The organism is Pseudoalteromonas sp. ATL1, from assembly GCF_058933015.1.
Window position 1 is genome coordinate 2,540,487 of record NZ_JBZYXL010000001.1, and the last position, 17,119, is coordinate 2,557,605.

Here is a 17,119-nt window from a genome sequence, read left to right on the forward strand (position 1 = left end):
TTTTTCTGTGTAACTTTCTGGCTATTTTTGAATAAATTTTTATTCAATACATGAGCTTTGTTGATACAATTGCATAAATAAACTCATCTTACCACTGCTAAAATTTGGAATAATCTAGTCAATGAACTTTTTCCGTAAACAGAAGCAAGAAGTAGCAACGCTGACCGAAGAACTTAATCAAAACAGAGCATTACTTAGTGCCATAGAAAACTCTGTCGCGAAAATTGAGTTCAGCCCTGAAGGCGTTATTCTTGCGGTGAATGACATCTTCTTATCTGTTATTGGCTACCAACGTGCCGATGTACTGGGACAACATCATCGTATTTTCTGTCATAAAGATTTAGTCAATTCGAAACAGTACCAAGAGTTTTGGCGTGATCTGAATAGAGGTAAAGCCCAATTTGGACATTTCGAACGAATTAACAAAAGTGGACAGATGATATGGCTAGACGCTACGTACTTTCCTGTTCAGGAGCAAGGAAAAACCACACGTATTGTTAAAATAGCCACAGATATTACAGCGCAAAAGTTGACCCTTCAATCGCAAACGGCCATCGCAAAAGCATTGGATAAATCCATGGCGACGATTGAGTTTACGCCGGAAGGTGTCATTTTAGATGCGAACAAAAACTTTACTGATACGCTGGGTTATAGCCTCTATGAAATTAAGGGTAAACACCACAAATTGTTTTGTGAAGACGAGTTTTATCGCGAGCAACCAGATTTTTGGTTGGAACTTAGCCGAGGTGAGCACAAGAGCGGCCGTTTTCATCGATTAGGTAAACATCGACAAGATATATGGATAGAAGCTACTTATAACCCCATATTTGATGCGCATGGTAAAGTTGTCAAAGTGATAAAATTTGCGACCAACATTACTGAGCGCGTGCAACGCGCGAAACGCACGGCTCAGGCCGCTGAAGTTGCTCAAACAACTGCGCAGCACACAGAACAAATAACGGAACATGCAAGCACGTTATTGGCGCATTCAGTGCAAACGTCAGATTTGATCTCAAATCAGGTTCAAGGTGCTATGGATGCGATAGCGCAACTGAATGAACAATCTAAAGGGATCACAGCTATTGTTTCGACGATCAGTGCGATTGCCGAACAAACGAATTTACTCGCACTGAATGCAGCGATTGAAGCGGCTCGTGCAGGCGAGCAAGGAAGAGGGTTTGCCGTTGTTGCAGATGAAGTTAGAAATCTAGCAGCAAGAACTTCGCAATCAACCAGAGAAATTAATGAGGTGGTCAGTACCAACGAAGCGCTGACACAACAATCTACTGAGCAAATGTTAGCAATAGCAGAAAGTACTCAACGAGGATTAAGTCAGATTGAAGAAATCAATGACGTTATGAAGCAAATCAAAGAAGGTGCTGAACATTTAACTAATACTGTCAAAGGTCTTTCTGCTTAATTGGGGGAGGCTTAAGCCTTCTGGTTATTTTAATTGGGCACCGCATTATGGTGCCCAATTAAGTAAATTAAAGTGTTTTCATATACTCAATCACTTGCCATTTTTGCTCTTCACTCAAGTCCGTGCCGTAAGCGTGGCCTAAGTTGGAATTACCTGCCATAATTTTACCGTTACTCGCGTTGACTCTGAACTTATTGAGACCTTGCGCAGTATTAAATCCGACGTTGACTGGATCAAACTCACGGCTTCCAACCCAAAACTCCTTAACGCGTTGCTCTGGTTTTTTCATCAACTCATATAAGTTGGGCACCGAGCCATTGTGTAAGTAGGGGGCTGTTGCCCAAATACCGTTAAGTGGTCTGCCCTTGTACACACCACCGTCAAGTACACCGTCAACGCAGTCAGCTTCGGCTTCTTGGTCTTTCGCATTTCGTTTTTCAAGGTGTTGGACGAGTAGTTTTTCAAGCTCCTCGACAATACTTATTTTGTTACCGTTTGCATCGGTGCGTTCTGGAATATTGCCAGCTTTTAGCGCTACTCCTGGATTTTTCAATACAATGCCCACAACGCCATTGACTGGTATATCAATAGAGTTATCGCGCGGCTTAAACTTTTCACCCACGAGAATATACTCTTTGGTACCCTCTAAAATCAGTGTGTTGGACATATGACATGAGGCATTTGTTGCCATCACAGGATCTGTGCCTAACTCGGTAATGAGCGTTTGGTTTGCAATGTAATCTAAATGCTCTTTATCGCGCGGAATAACTTGGTGACACCCTGCACATTGTTGTTGATAAAGTAGTTCTCCCTGTGCTGCTTTTTGCGAGTCGATTGCAGGAAAATATTGCAGCGGCCATTGTGGAGACTTTAGGGTTTTAACCCAAGATTCTAAGTTGCCTAACGCTATCATGTCGACGGTTGAGCTGTAACTTGTGTGCTTACCTAGGAGGCGTTGAAAGAACGGCGCTTCTTTAATTTCAAGCTCACCAAATACGCCAACAACCTCGCCGATGTTTCGCACTAGCGGGCCAACAATTGGTGTATTAGGCGCTGAAGCATTCCATTGCACCACATCAGATTGGTGAGTACCCCATAAGAATGGATATGATACGGGACCTGTTGGCGCGTTTTTATTTGTCAGATCATTCAACGCAAATGCGGTGCCGGCGTTTTGAATATTGCCAAATGCATCCAATCGAGCATAGCTAGTGAAATCTTTTGGATAGTCATCCGGTAACGCATTAACAGCTTGTCTTTGTGCTGTTTGAAGCGCCACTTGTTGAAGGCGTTCTTTAAGTGCGTTTTTGGTACTGGTATTGTATTTTGCGCCTAACACGTTACGGGCGAATCGCTCGAATTTGTCATTGTCATTAACAGTTTTATTTAATGCAGACACCAATTGGTCAAAAAACAGAACAAAATTTGCGAGCGTTGGCGCACCGTCTATGAGTATCTTGGTACCTTTGTAATCAATTTGGTTAGTGTGACAAGCTGCGCAGGTCATGCCCACCCAGTTTTCGCCTGTGGTTTGGTTACTATGTAGCGCAAAACCTATTGGTAAGCCTCCGGGGTTCTTCGTACTCGCTTTACTTGGTAAGTAGCGTAAAGACTCCATATGTTCGCTATGCCTGAATAGCTCAGTATTATCTGCTTGTTCTAGCCAAACAAACCAACTATAAGGAATGATTTGAGAGCCCTGACCAGTAAACCAGAAATTTTCACTTATTTCTTTGCTCCAACCCTGATCTAACCAAGTTCGTGTAGGTACATCGCCTTTTTCAGGCGTGATGGAAATGGGTTCTGGCGTGGCTGTATGTTGTTTTGTGCTACAACCAACGATGGACAAAACGCTTGTTATGCCAATAGCTGCGGCTAAGTGTAACTTACTCATTAAGATTTCCTTATGACGGTGATTTGTAACATTGTAGTTACACAATGTTACACTTACCATTACAAGGCATTACAAAAGTGGAAGAAATACAATGTTAACTCACCAACCGCAGGCAAGTTAACATTGTATTGGAGCGTTAGAAGTAAGCGCGAATGCCAAGTTTTAGATTACGGCCAGGCAACGGCGCTTGAGTTTTTATGAATGACGTGTGCACAAAACCCAGTTCATCGGTCAAGTTGTCGAGATTGGCGTAAGCAACAAAGTCGATACCACTATTGCTGAAATCATACTGAAAACTTGCATCAACTAACGTATAACCGGCAGTCTCGGTCTCATAGCTGGTAATATCATCCTGCTTTGCGTAACGAGTCACGGTCATGTTTGCCTTAATTCCGGCATTTTCATATTCGTATTTAATGCCTAACTTACTACTTGGAATACGAGGCAGGGCTTGGCCACTTTTAAGTTCTGCATTAAGTGTGTCAGCAAACAGTTTTACGCGGTTCTTATCATTAATGTTGTAGTGCGCGTCAATTTCAATTCCGTATAGCTGGGCATCATGACTTACAAATTTAAAAACCTGCATCGTGTCTTCGTGAAAATGGTCAGCCACTTCAACACCATGGTCATTACTGAACATCAATCCGGTATTTTGTTGGTAGTAGTAGTTATCAATGTTGTTATGGAACAAATTGACGGTGTAGCCAAAATCACCAATAAAGCGGCGTAAACTTACGTCGATATTTGTCGATGTTTCTTGGCGTATATCTTGTGGTTCGAAGTGAATATCGCTGTCTTCGATATGATATCCAAGACCTAACTCATAAGTACTTGTTGCAATATGTACGCCGTTGGAAAGTAGCTCTGCAGTGAGAGGTGCACGCTCAGAACGTGATAGGTTAATCGCGATATTATGGCCTTCATCGTATTGGTATACGCTACCAATGGATGCACTAACATTGGTCATGTCGAGTTGATAAGATACTGCGTCGCTTTCATCGTGATCTTCATGGTCATGGTCATGGTCATGGGAGCTTACAGTACTGGATAAATTATAATCCTCTAGGCGTGTGCCAAGCTCAATTGTAAAGTCACCGAATTGGCGCTCTTCCAACAAATATACTGCATGGGTTTTGGTTTTTGTGGCGGGCGTAAAGGCTTCTTCACCATCCGCTTTGTAATCGCTATCACTGAAGTGATAACCGACAATACCGTGCCATTGGCCTAGCTTGTGCTCTAAATTTACACGCAATTCCTTAGATTTGTTGCTGAATGTTGTGCCGACTTCTGAACCCTCGATCTCACTATGCGTATAATCCGTGTACCCAGTTCGAATGCTAATTGCTTCGATCCATTTGTCATGCATCGCATAATTGAATAATCCTTGCCAGCGATCTTGTTCGACCTTGGCATAGACATTGCCCTCAGAGTGGTCCTCGCTATTTTCATCGTGCGTTTCGTCTTCATGCTCGCCTTCATGTTCTTCATGATCGTGATGTGCATGACTATGGGCAGGAATACCATAATCTGTATCGATACGGCCATAAGATAAGCCAACCGTCAGATGATCATTAATATAGCTGGTGCCGAAGTTAACGTGCTGAGAGTCAATGAAGGTGTTTTCAACGGTATTTGCCATTGTGGCATGTTCGTCATGCTCATCTTCACTTTCATCTTCATGGTGCTCATCACTTGGCAATTCAAACGAAGGGGTTTTATAGTCACCACCTTTTCTTGCTACGCCATCAAAATGGAAATTAAAGCCGTTATTACCGGTTTCTAATAAAGTGGCGTAAGTATTGGTATTAGATACCGTGTCATGGCTATATTCTGCTGCACCACTTAACGAGTCTATAAGATCACTTGGTATACGGTTATCAACAACGTTCACAACACCGCCAATTGCTCCAGAGCCGTAAAGAAGCGTAGCGGGTCCTCGTAAAACTTCTATTTGTTGGGCAGATAAGCTGTCATTGCTGTTGGCGTGATCAGGGCCGACGCGTGATGCATCGCTACTATCTAAACCGTTTTGCGTTATTTTAACTCTAGGACCGTCTAAACCACGGATGATAGGGCTTGATGATACTGGGCCAAAATAGCTGGCATTAATTCCAGGAATGCCTTTGAGTGTTTCGCCTAATGTGGGCTTAGCAGAGTTCTTTAATTCATCCCCACCGATCACTGAAACGGGTGAGGCCATTTCGACATTATTTTTATGCAAAGCGGACGCAAAAACGACAATGCTTTCAACGGCGCTGCGCATCAGCTTGACTGTGACGTAGTTATTTTCGTCTTTTACATCAATACGCTCGTCAATGTAGTTATTTTTCGAAATATGGAGTTGAGAATCTGCATCGACGGAAATGGTGAATTGTCCATTAGCGTCACTGGTAACGGATTGTGATTTTCCATGCAAATGTAATTTTGCACCGCTAATAGGCTGGTTGCTTTGGTCGACAACTTTGCCTTTGACAACGCCAGCTACACTGTTAGACGAAAAAAGTACAGCGGCAATTGCGCTGCTAATAAGTGACTTCTTTATCATAGTTATTTGCAATTTAGAGTATGAGTAATTATCAATTGTTATAACATAACATCAAAGTTAGCTTGGTTCAATGATGTTATATTATAACTTATATATATTTTGCGAATGTGCCACTAACTCCTATAGTTACAGTGAGCAAGAAGCAGAGTGCGGACGATGACTAAACCTTTCGTTTTTAAAGCGCGTTTAAATGTGGCTGATTTGTTTCATCGAACAAATCATCAAGAAGTGTTTACGACGGCGTTGCAAAAATCAGAAACGCTCGATCATTTTGTATTAAAGTTGATAGGGTATTGCGCACTCTCATATGAACACACAGCCCATTTAAATAGTACAAACGAAAAGCAAAAACCCGATGTTTGGATTGAAAACGAACAAGGCTATATAAAGGTCGCATTGTACGCAAGCACGCTTGAGATTGAGGAAATCATTAAGTTTAGTAAGCAATGCGAAAAGCTCGTATTGTTGATCAAAAACGAAGATGAGTGGTTTGCTTCTGTAAAAGAGCGATTGAGTTATGTTACAAACATGAGCATATTTTCGCTACAGAGTGATTTTGTTGACTCTTTAAGTGACGCGCTCAGCCGCAGTCTTCATTGGGATATCGTGATTGAGCAAAATCAAATTAGCGTCAGCGACCGACAAGAATATTACGAAACGATTGTTCAAAAGCTTATGTAGCTAGCTGATAGGGGAGTTGATGGTCAGGCCTTTGAGATAAAAGACCTGACTTGTGGAAGGGGCTTAGTCGCTTTCTGTTTGGCTTTCAGATAGATGGTTTAACACTTTTTGAATTGAGTCGTTTACTTCATTAATATTGTTCCAATCTACTTCTTGCCAATCAACACCGCAATCAACGTTCAGAATATTTGTAGAAAGCAATTTATAGATAGCTCTCGGAGAGTGCAGCTTGCCCAGCGTATAATACTGGGAAGTGTTTTTGTTATTTTTTGGCTTACTGGAACCGTTGAGAATTTCGCTAAGCGTGCTATTGATCTGCCTTTTATCGGATACATTCAGAACTTTAATGTTGTGCTCGTTTTTATAGGCCTGCTCAACATCTAAAATCATTTTTTTCATTTTAAAAAATGAATGAGAGTTGCCATTTTCGTACGCGCTGATGATCGCGGGGTATCTAACAAGTACATTGTAATTATCAAATGCACCGGCAGAAATACCGAGTACACTGACGGTTTCTCTCACTGTGAGTGGCTTTTCGGCAAGTCTTTTTTTTGCTCTATTAAGTGTTTCAATTTCATACATCGCTGTCATAAAAGCTTGCAGCTTGCCGTATTGAGGAAGGTCTTCTCGGCTAGCATTTTCTTGAAATTGCTTAACTTTATGTAATAGGGGTTTGTGATAGTACACCTTAAAATGCGCTGCACCTTCAATGCCATGGGCAAATATCATTGCAAAGAAGCGACGGTGTCCAGTCAAGAGTTGGTAGCAACCTTCTTCAGTAGGAAACACTGTTGGAGCTTGTATCACTTCGGATACCGCAATATTTTCGCCAAGTTCAATGATGGAAGAAATTGTCTGATTCGACTTTTTCCATTCGGCAGAGCCTGATTCACAGCAATTAACAATGCAAGACTTACCTATAACCACTTTATTTTCGGCAGCGTACAACTCTATTAACTGTCTTTTTGAAAGTTGTTTCTTTACGACTTGATTAGCATGTTTGTCACTAATAATGATTGCGGGGAAGTATCGCGGATTACTTTCGTCAGGGAGCACTTTGCTAAGGAACAGAGATTTATATTCATAGCCAGAGTCTGTAATCCCATTATTTTTGTTAGATACTAAAGACGCTAATATATTCTGCTCAATTTTGTCCATTGTTTTCCTAGTCTACAACTGAGCCAAGCGCAAGGCTCATAACATAACAATTATTATAGTTTTTATTTAGTTATTAGTTGATTGGTGCTTCTTTATGCACCTATGTCTGGCTTTTGGAGTATATACGAAATAGGAGATATGTTGGAGTACTATATTTCCTATTTTGCAACTTTTTGTATAGGGACGGAATTTTAAGATGAGCAGAAAGTAGATAGTTCGAGAAACTTGACCAACAAAGCTCTGTATAGGCATTTGGTGTTACCATTGTTGCGAGTCAAAATAGGTTTGTATCTACGATGTCATTAGTCTTTGTGAGAGCAAACGCAAAGATATAGTTTGCGTCAGACATTTTGACAAGAAGCTCAATGTTTAACGTGTTCGAAATAGACTATTTTTTTCAGTAAAATTCTCAAATGCACTGTTACTCTCAATGAAAATACCATTTAGTCCGTCTTCTCGACCTGCTAAATATGCTTGCTTGAAAATTGTGCGAACCAATGAAATATCAATCTGTATTGCTTCACCTTCGCTGCTATTAAAACAGCTATCAAAGCAAATTTCCTTGCTGTTTTTCATACAACTTTCCTTACTACCTATCCTAGTTACGGGTATTTGCGCTTAATCGTTTTAAAAGCACTGCGTTATATGCAAAGTGAGGTATTCCAAACAGATCTGTTAACATTGTTGTCACTATATTTACCTTGAAACATAATATTAACTGCATTTGAAGGCTACCTCAAGTTCTATCATATATACAAAATGAAAACTTTTATAATCATTACTGTCGTGCTAATGATAACGAAGTGATAAATAATTACAACCGATTATTAAAGTTGTAATATTTAAAATGGTCGCGTTTGCATAATGCGTTGATATTATTATAAATATTAGTTCCTGTTATAGGTGTGAATGTGTTTGGTTTTTTTAAAAAGCCGAAAGTGTTTGATATGGTTACGGCTTTAAAGGTTGTTAATTTTGCGTAAGTGAAATGTGTTTTTTGTGGTTTTTTTACGTTTGTGATCTAATGTATGGCGCCTGTGAACTATCAACAGTCCGATGACTAAAGCAATGTAATCGTTATGTCGGTCAGAGGTCTGGTACAACAAAGTAGTATTTCACCATCTCTCACAAAAGCCAAAGGTTCTTGATTATAGCTTACAGCACCGTTATCCAACTTTGCTCGACAAGCGCCACAAAAGCCTTCTCTACATTGATATGAAACTTCTATATTGGCTTGTTCAAGCGTGTGGAGTATGGAAGGTGACTGAGCCGCAAAATCAAGCGGCTCAGTCTGCACATTAACTGTGACTTTTTTACAAGGCCTATCACCTTGAGGTGTGTCAGTCATTAGAGATCAAAATCACCAAAGTCTGAAGCGTCAACTTCGGAATCGATTTGACCAACGAGATATGAGCTAATTTCAGCTTCTTGTGGCGCAACTTGTACGTTATCGGAAACAAGCCAAGCATTGATCCAAGGGATTGGGTTTGTTTTGTTTTCAAATTGTGCCGGTAATCCAACGGCAGTCATTCGAACGTTAGTGATGTACTCAACATATTGGCATAGAATATCTTTATTCAAACCAATCATTGAACCGTCTTTAAACAGGTATTCAGCCCACTCTTTTTCTTGTTCTGCCGCTTCAATGAACATTTGAATTGCTTGTTCTTGGCATTGGGCTGCAACGATGGCCATTTCAGGATCATCTTTGCCTTCTTGCATGATGTTAAGCATATGCTGTGTGCCTGACAGGTGTAGTGCTTCGTCACGTGCAATTAGCTTGATGATCTTTGCATTACCTTCCATTAGTTCACGTTCAGCAAAAGCAAATGAACAAGCAAAGCTGACATAAAAACGGATTGCTTCAAGAATGTTCACTGACATGATGCAAAGGTAAAGCAGCTTTTTAAGCTCAAACTGATTGATCACGACAGTTTGACCATTAATTTCGTGCTTACCTTCACCATACAAGTTGTACAAAGAGACTTTTTCGATGAGTTCGTCGTAGTATCTAGTTACGGCATCTGCTCGTTGATTAATTCGATCATTCGTAACGATGTCATCAAAAATAAGTTCTGGTGATTTTGTTACGTTGCGAATAATGTGTGTGTATGAGCGACTGTGTATGGTTTCACTAAATGCCCAGGTTTCAATCCACGTTTCCAGTTCTGGCAACGATACGATAGGGAGCAGGGCAACGTTTGGTGAACGACCTTGCACACTGTCTAGCAATGTTTGGTATTTCAGGTTGCTCAGAAAAATGTGTTTTTCATGTTCAGGTAGACCTTGGAAATCAAGTCTATCTTTACTGACATCAACCTCTTCAGGACGCCAGAAAAATGAAAGTTGCTTTTCAATGAGTTTCTCGAAGATTGGATATTTTTGTTGGTCGTAACGAGATACATTGACGGATTGACCAAAGAACATTGGCTCTTTTAACTGATCGTTATGATTTCTGCTAAAAGTCGAATAAGACATATTTTTATACTCAATACCAAAACATGCGGGCCTTTCGACCCGCTAAAACTTATATTTTACAAGCGCCGCCTGCACAATCGTCATCTTCTGCCTGAGCCTTAAGCTCATCTTGAGAATCTGATGCTCCATCACGTGTATTGTGATAGTAAAGTGTTTTAACCCCTAATTTGTAGGCGGTTAGTAAGTCTTTTAAAAGTAACTTCATCGGTACTTTACCACCTTCAAACTTACTTGGATCATAGTTTGTGTTTGCGGAAATCGTTTGGTCTACAAACTTCTGCATAATCCCAACTAGACCTAGATAACCATCATTCGATGGAATATCCCAAAGCAGTTCATAGTTATCTTTCAAACGATCGTACTCTGGTACTACTTGCTTCAAAATTCCATCTTTACTCGCTTTAACACTGATATGACCACGAGGCGGCTCAATACCATTAGTTGCATTAGAGATCTGAGATGATGTTTCAGATGGCATTAATGCAGATAATGTTGAGTTACGCATACCGTGTGCTTTAATGCTTTCACGCAATGCATCCCAGTCAAGGTGCAATGGTTCTTCACAGATCTTATCCAAGTCACGCTTGTAAGTGTCAATTGGCATGATGCCTTGAGAGTAAGTTGTCTCATTAAACAGAGGACACGCACCACGTTCCTTCGCAAGTTCGTTTGATGCTTTCATCAAGTAGTATTGGATAGCTTCAAACGTACGGTGAGTTAATGAGTTTGCACTACCATCAGAATATTTAACGCCATTTTTCGCAAGATAATAGGCATAGTTGATAACACCAATACCTAGCGTTCGACGACCCATTGTCGCACTTTGTGCAGCAGGAACAGGGTAGTCTTGGAAATCTAACAAATTATCTAGAGCGCGAACGGCGAGTTCAGCTAGCTCTTCCAGCTCGTCAAGCGATTCAATTGCGCCTAAGTTGAATGCTGAAAGTGTGCACAGTGCAATTTCACCATCAGGGTCGTTAACATTGTTCAACGGCTTAGTAGGCAATGCAATTTCTAAACATAGGTTTGACTGACGAATAGGTGCTACCTTCGAGTCAAATGGGCTATGTGTATTACAGTGGTCAACGTTTTGTAAATAGATGCGACCTGTACTTGCACGCTCTTGAGCGAACATAGAAAACAGTTCAATCGCCTTAATGCGCTTTTTGCGGATTGACTCATCTTGCTCGTATTGAACGTATAACGATTCAAACTTATCTTGGTCTTCAAAGAACGCATCGTACAGCCCTGGTACGTCAGATGGGCTGAATAGAGTAATGTAATCATCTTTAATCAAGCGTGAATACATGGTCTTGTTAAACTGCACACCGTAATCTAAGTGACGTACACGGTTTTCTTCAACACCACGGTTGTTTTTCAACACCAGTAGGTTTTCCACCTCTAAATGCCAAAGTGGGTAAAATAGTGTCGCTGCACCACCACGCACACCACCTTGAGAGCAGCTTTTAACCGCTGTTTGGAAGTGCTTGTAAAATGGAATACAACCTGTGTGGTATGCTTCACCATTACGAATAGGACTACCCAGCGCACGAATGCGTCCGGCATTGATACCAATACCAGCACGTTGACTTACATATTTAACGATTGCAGAAGAAGTCGCATTGATAGAGTCTAAACTGTCACCACATTCAATCAATACACATGAACTGAATTGGCGTGTTGGTGTACGTACACCGGCCATGATTGGTGTAGGTAAAGAAATCTTAAATAGAGAAACGGCGTCGTAGAAACGCTTAATATAATCTAAGCGCGTTTCTTTTGGATAATCAGAGAACAGACTCGCCGCAACTAAAATATATAAAAACTGCGCGCTTTCATAGATTTCACCAGTAACACGGTTTTGAACCAAGTATTTACCTTCAAGCTGTTTAACCGCTGCATAACTAAAGTTCAAATCACGGCTGTGATCAACGAAACTATCTAACTGATCCAGCTCCTGCTCAGTGTAATCAACAAGCAGATGTGGGTCATAACGCTTGTCTTCAACCATTTTAGTAACATGGTCATAAAGACGCGGTGGCTCAAATTGGCCATAAGCTTTTTTGCGAAGGTGGAATATTGCAAGGCGCGCAGCCAAGTACTGATAATCCGGTGATTCTTTGTCAATTAAATCAGCTGCTGCTTTGATAATAGTTTCATGAATGTCTTCGGTACGGATACCATCATAGAACTGAATGTGCGATTTCAATTCTACTTGCGATACTGAAACGTTATTTAAGCCTTCTGCGGCCCAGGTGATCACACGGTGGATTTTATCTAGATCAAGCGGCTCTTTACGGCCGTTTCTTTTGCTGACAGATAACTGTTGGTTCATAGTTGCGCCTGTATTCCTTCGGAATGTGTATTTTTATGGTAAACGCACGGTTCACACTATTTGTTTATCTATTCACCACTATATATGGTGATAAGCATACCGTGGATCACAAGATAGTGGGGTTGAGTGGAATTTGCAATAGAACAACTTGGCCGTGATTGTGGATAACTTAGGGATAATTAGTTTGTGTTAGTGGCTATTAACCTTTGAGGTTTTACGCTTAAACACACCTAAAAAAAATCAACCAAGCTCACTCTATTTTTTCGCAAATTCAAAAAAAATTCTAACTGATTTTTTTATATTCAACTTGGGTTGAAAAATGAGACAAAGCACAAGATATAGTGCCTTGCCTGATATTTGCACACTATATATGTGATAGTAATGATTCTGGGTTAGTTAAATTCAGATCTGCTTTCCAACTTAGAGCAATTGCTTCACTTGGCACGTAACCCCATAAAGCTACTGCAGAAAGCATTTTGGCGGCCTTGGCTGCTTCAATATCGCGCGCTGCGTCACCTACGTAGATGCAAGTGCTAGGGCTTACTTGGAGTTGTTGCGCAACATGCAATAGTGGTTTGGGTGATGGCTTAGCTTCATCAAGCGTATCCCCACATACAACTACTGCGATATTTTTTAGGGTCTCTATCTGTTCAAGCAATGGAAGCGTTAGGAAGGTCGGCTTGTTTGTCATAATACCGACTTTGATGCCTCTATGCTCGAGTTCAGCGAGCAAATGACTAATACCGTCAAAACAGTGTGAATGCACAGCAATGTTGCTCGCGTAATAGTCTAAAACAGATTGACGTAGCACTTGCTGATCGAAGTTGACTAACTGCTCTTTAAACCCAACTTCTAATAGCGCTTTTACGCCGTCTGAAATGGCTGGACTGTAAATGGACTTGTCTACGATCGGTAAACCGTTACTTTCAAGTGTGTGATTAAGCGCAGCACCTAGATCATCGCTGGTATTGAGCAACGTGCCATCTAAATCGAAAATTACGGCTTGAGTCATGCTAGCTTCTCAAAATGAAGAATGTAGTTTACGCTCACATCATTACTAAGCTTGAAAGCTTTGCTAAGTGGGTTGTACGTAATGCCAGCACTGGCGCGAACTTTTAGTCCTGCACTTTCGGCCATATTAATTAACGCTGATGGGCGAATAAACTTATCATGGTCATGCGTACCTTCTGGTACCATTTTCAACAATTTTTCAGCGCCAACTATCGCAAGTAAGTATGCTTTTGCCGTTTTGTTTAATGTCGAGAAAAATACATGCGCCCCGGGTTTTGCTAGCTTGGCGACGGCATGAATGATAGAAGCTGGGTCGGGTACGTGCTCAAGCATTTCCATGCAAGTAACCACGTCGAATGACTCTGGGTTTTGCTCGGCAAAGTCTTCAGCGGGTATTTTTTGATAGTCAACTTGAACGCCAGATTCTAAGCTGTGCAATTTGGCGACATTCAAAGGCTCTTGGCCCATATCAATTCCACACGCTTTTGCGCCTAGCTTAGCCATACTCTCCGTTAAAATACCGCCACCGCAGCCAATATCTAAAACTTGTTTGCCGAATAAGCCTTGGCACTTGTCGTTAATAAAATCGAGTCTTAGCGGGTTAATATCATGTAGTGGTTTGAATTCACCTTCGGTATCCCACCAACGCTCGGCAATACTTTCAAACTTGGCAATTTCTTGTTGGTCTACATTTTGATGTTCGGTCATAAAAAACTTCCTCGTTAATCTGAGCGCATTATAAGCAGGGTCAGATTAAAATCACTAAAACTTTGCGCCTGTAAATTATTTTAAAATGTGTTAGCATGAAAGTTCAGAATTAATAATAACTCAACCTCGTTGCCACGCATTAGTGTGACATAAAAGAGGTAGACACTGAAGGAAAGTGGAATCAAATGACTGATCTCGCCAATGAAATCCTGCCAGTCAATATCGAAGATGAACTCAAAAACTCGTACTTAGATTACGCAATGAGTGTTATCGTTGGCCGTGCATTACCCGACGTTCGTGATGGTTTAAAACCGGTACACCGTCGCGTGCTCTTTGCCATGAACGAGCTAAAAAATGACTGGAACAAGCCTTATAAGAAGTCGGCGCGTGTTGTCGGTGACGTGATTGGTAAATATCACCCTCATGGTGATAGCGCGGTATACGATACAATTGTACGTATGGCTCAACCATTTTCTTTACGCTACATGTTAGTTGACGGCCAAGGTAATTTTGGTTCAGTAGACGGTGACTCTGCCGCTGCGATGCGTTATACCGAAGTTCGTATGGCTAAAATGTCGCACGAGTTGCTGGCAGACCTAGAAAAAGAAACTGTCGACTATGTACCTAACTACGATGGTACAGAGCAGATCCCAGATGTATTACCCACTAAAGTGCCCAACTTACTGGTAAATGGTTCATCGGGTATCGCGGTAGGTATGGCGACAAACATTCCGCCACACAACTTAACTGAGGTAGTGAATGGGTGTTTGGCGCTTATCCAAAACCCAGACATGACCATTGATGACCTGATTGAATACATCCCAGGTCCTGATTTCCCAACTGCTGCGATTATTAACGGTAAAAAAGGCATTGAACAAGCTTATAAAACCGGTCGTGGTAAAGTTTACATTCGCGCTCGCGCAGAAATCGAAGTAGACGAGAAAACGGGCAAAGAAACTATCATTGTTCATGAGATCCCGTATCAAGTTAACAAAGCGCGTTTGATTGAAAAAATCGCAGAGCTAGTTAAAGAGAAAAAAGTTGAAGGGATCAGCGCACTACGTGATGAATCTGACAAAGACGGTATGCGTATCGTTATTGAAGTTAAACGCGGTGAAGTGGGCGAGGTTATTCTAAACAACCTTTATGCGCAAACTCAGTTACAAACTGTGTTTGGTATGAACATGGTTGCGCTAGACAACAATCAGCCAAAGTGTTTTAACCTAAAAGAAATGCTAGAAGCGTTTATCATTCACCGTCGCGAAGTGGTTACACGTCGTACTGTGTTTGATTTACGTAAAGCCCGTGACAGAGCCCACACCTTAGAAGGTTTGGCAATCGCACTGGCTAATATTGACCCAATTATTGAACTTATCCGCAAATCGCCAAGCCCGGCTGAAGCAAAACAAGCACTTATTGCACGCCCATGGGAATTAGGCACAGTGAAAGCGATGCTTGAAAAAGCAGGTGAAGACAATGTGGCACGTCCAGATTGGCTTGAAGCTGAACTGGGTATTCGTGATGGTCAGTATTATCTATCGGAGCCTCAGGCACAGGCTATTCTTGATCTTCGCTTGCACAAGTTAACTGGTCTTGAGCACGAGAAGATCCTTGCTGAATACCAAGAGCTACTAGACCTAATTGCAGAATTACTACACATTTTATCTTCACCAGAGCGTTTGATGGAAGTTATCCGTGACGAACTTGTAGTTATCAAAGAAACTTATGGCGATGAGCGTCGTACTGAAATCAGTGCAGCAGCGCATGACATCAGCCTAGAAGACTTGATCAACGAAGAAGACGTGGTGGTTACGCTGTCTCACGAAGGCTATGTTAAGTATCAACCGCTTACTGACTATGAGGCGCAGCGTCGTGGTGGTAAGGGTAAAGCCGCAACACGTATGAAAGATGAAGATTTCATTGAACGTCTGTTAGTTGCCAATACTCACGATACTATCTTGTGTTTCTCAACGTCTGGTCGTATGTACTGGCTGAAAGTGTATCAGTTGCCATTAGCGTCGCGTGCAGCACGCGGTAAGCCAATTGTTAACTTATTACCGCTTGAAGAAAACGAGCGTATCACAACAATTCTGCCTGTTCGTGAATACGAAGAAGGTAAATACGTATTGATGGCAACCGCTAACGGTACTGTAAAGAAAACTCCATTAACAGCATACAGCCGTCAGCGTGCAAGTGGCATTATTGCAATCAACTTAAACGAAGGCGATTGCTTGATTGGTGCTGATATCACTGATGGTAGCAATGACATCATGCTATTCACGGATCATGGTAAAGTTGTTCGCTTTAATGAAAAGCTGCGTGATTCAGAAACCGGTGAAGTGAAAATTGACCCTGAAACGGGTGAAGAAATGCTAGCGCTTCGTCCTATGGGTCGTACTGCAACGGGTGTTCGTGGTATCAAGATGCCTGACGATGTGAAAGTGGTTTCACTCATCGTACCTAAAAACAACGGTGCAATCCTAACTGTAACTGAAAACGGTTATGGTAAACGCACACCGCTTGATGAATATCCAGCGAAGAGCCGTGCAACTCAGGGCGTTGTTTCTATCAAAGTGAGCGAACGTAATGGTGCAGTTGTTGGCGCTGTTCAGGTTGAAGATAATGATGAGATCATGCTTATCTCCAACCGAGGAACCTTAGTACGTACACGTGTAAGCGAAGTTTCAACAGTTGGTCGTAATACCCAAGGGGTTATTTTGATCAGAACTATTGACGAAGAGCAAGTAGTTGGTTTACAACGTATCGAAGAAATAGAGGTTGATGAACTTCCTGAAGGACTTGGCGAAGAAACGCCAGACGTTCAGGACGCGCAAGTGAGCAATGATGACTCACCGAGTGAATAAAAAGATTTAAAGCGGCTTCGGCCGC

Annotated in this window: 12 protein-coding genes; 3 read left to right on the plus strand and 9 right to left on the minus strand. The window is 41.5% G+C overall.

What is annotated here, in order from left to right; all coding sequences use genetic code 11:
* Nucleotides 1–121 precede the first annotated feature (121 nt).
* On the plus strand, nucleotides 122–1,420 hold the full coding sequence (locus tag AC5FX4_RS11525) for a methyl-accepting chemotaxis protein (protein ID WP_493606528.1): 1,299 nt from the start codon (nucleotides 122–124) through the stop codon (nucleotides 1,418–1,420).
* 67 nt (nucleotides 1,421–1,487) lie between these two features.
* Here AC5FX4_RS11525 and AC5FX4_RS11530 read toward each other — a convergent pair whose 3' ends face one another.
* Entirely contained in the window at nucleotides 1,488–3,314 is a 1,827-nt protein-coding gene (locus tag AC5FX4_RS11530) for a di-heme-cytochrome C peroxidase (RefSeq protein ID WP_493606529.1), read from the minus strand.
* Between the two features lie 136 nt (nucleotides 3,315–3,450).
* Entirely contained in the window at nucleotides 3,451–5,859 is a 2,409-nt protein-coding gene (locus AC5FX4_RS11535; RefSeq protein WP_493606530.1) for a TonB-dependent receptor, read from the minus strand.
* A 156-nt stretch (nucleotides 5,860–6,015) separates the two neighbouring features.
* Here AC5FX4_RS11535 and AC5FX4_RS11540 point away from each other — a divergent pair, with 156 nt between their 5' ends.
* Nucleotides 6,016–6,540 carry a YaeQ family protein gene (locus AC5FX4_RS11540; RefSeq protein WP_493606531.1) on the plus strand — a complete coding sequence of 175 codons (525 nt, stop codon included), beginning with the start codon at nucleotides 6,016–6,018 and terminating at the stop codon, nucleotides 6,538–6,540.
* Nucleotides 6,541–6,603: 63 nt separating this feature from the next.
* On the opposite strand, the gene AC5FX4_RS11545 is transcribed toward AC5FX4_RS11540, so the two are convergent.
* From AC5FX4_RS11545 to ubiG, 7 genes are all read right to left on the minus strand, one after another.
* Nucleotides 6,604–7,698 carry a hypothetical protein gene (locus AC5FX4_RS11545; RefSeq protein ID WP_493606532.1) on the minus strand — a complete coding sequence of 365 codons (1,095 nt, stop codon included), beginning with the start codon at nucleotides 7,696–7,698 and terminating at the stop codon, nucleotides 6,604–6,606.
* 369 nt (nucleotides 7,699–8,067) lie between these two features.
* Nucleotides 8,068–8,274 (minus strand): hypothetical protein, encoded by a 207-nt coding sequence (locus AC5FX4_RS11550; protein ID WP_493606533.1) that lies wholly within the window; start codon nucleotides 8,272–8,274, stop codon nucleotides 8,068–8,070.
* Between the two features lie 484 nt (nucleotides 8,275–8,758).
* Entirely contained in the window at nucleotides 8,759–9,046 is a 288-nt protein-coding gene (yfaE, locus tag AC5FX4_RS11555) for a class I ribonucleotide reductase maintenance protein YfaE (RefSeq protein ID WP_493606534.1), read from the minus strand.
* Nucleotides 9,046–10,176 (minus strand): class Ia ribonucleoside-diphosphate reductase subunit beta, encoded by a 1,131-nt coding sequence (nrdB, locus tag AC5FX4_RS11560; RefSeq protein WP_493606535.1) that lies wholly within the window; start codon nucleotides 10,174–10,176, stop codon nucleotides 9,046–9,048. The genes yfaE and nrdB overlap by 1 nt, the downstream gene beginning before the upstream one ends.
* A 49-nt stretch (nucleotides 10,177–10,225) precedes the next feature.
* Nucleotides 10,226–12,511: a class 1a ribonucleoside-diphosphate reductase subunit alpha gene (gene nrdA, locus AC5FX4_RS11565; RefSeq protein WP_493606536.1), complete on the minus strand. Its 2,286-nt coding sequence runs from the start codon at nucleotides 12,509–12,511 to the stop codon at nucleotides 10,226–10,228.
* A 364-nt stretch (nucleotides 12,512–12,875) separates the two neighbouring features.
* Nucleotides 12,876–13,523 (minus strand): HAD family hydrolase, encoded by a 648-nt coding sequence (locus AC5FX4_RS11570; protein ID WP_493606537.1) that lies wholly within the window; start codon nucleotides 13,521–13,523, stop codon nucleotides 12,876–12,878.
* Nucleotides 13,520–14,230, minus strand: a complete 711-nt coding sequence (gene ubiG / locus AC5FX4_RS11575) for a bifunctional 2-polyprenyl-6-hydroxyphenol methylase/3-demethylubiquinol 3-O-methyltransferase UbiG (RefSeq protein WP_493606538.1) — start codon at nucleotides 14,228–14,230, stop codon at nucleotides 13,520–13,522. The genes AC5FX4_RS11570 and ubiG overlap by 4 nt, the downstream gene beginning before the upstream one ends.
* Before the next feature lie 185 nt (nucleotides 14,231–14,415).
* Between ubiG and gyrA the strand changes: the two genes are divergently transcribed.
* Nucleotides 14,416–17,094 (plus strand): DNA gyrase subunit A, encoded by a 2,679-nt coding sequence (gyrA, locus tag AC5FX4_RS11580; protein WP_493606539.1) that lies wholly within the window; start codon nucleotides 14,416–14,418, stop codon nucleotides 17,092–17,094.
* The last annotated feature ends 25 nt before the right edge of the window (nucleotides 17,095–17,119 follow it).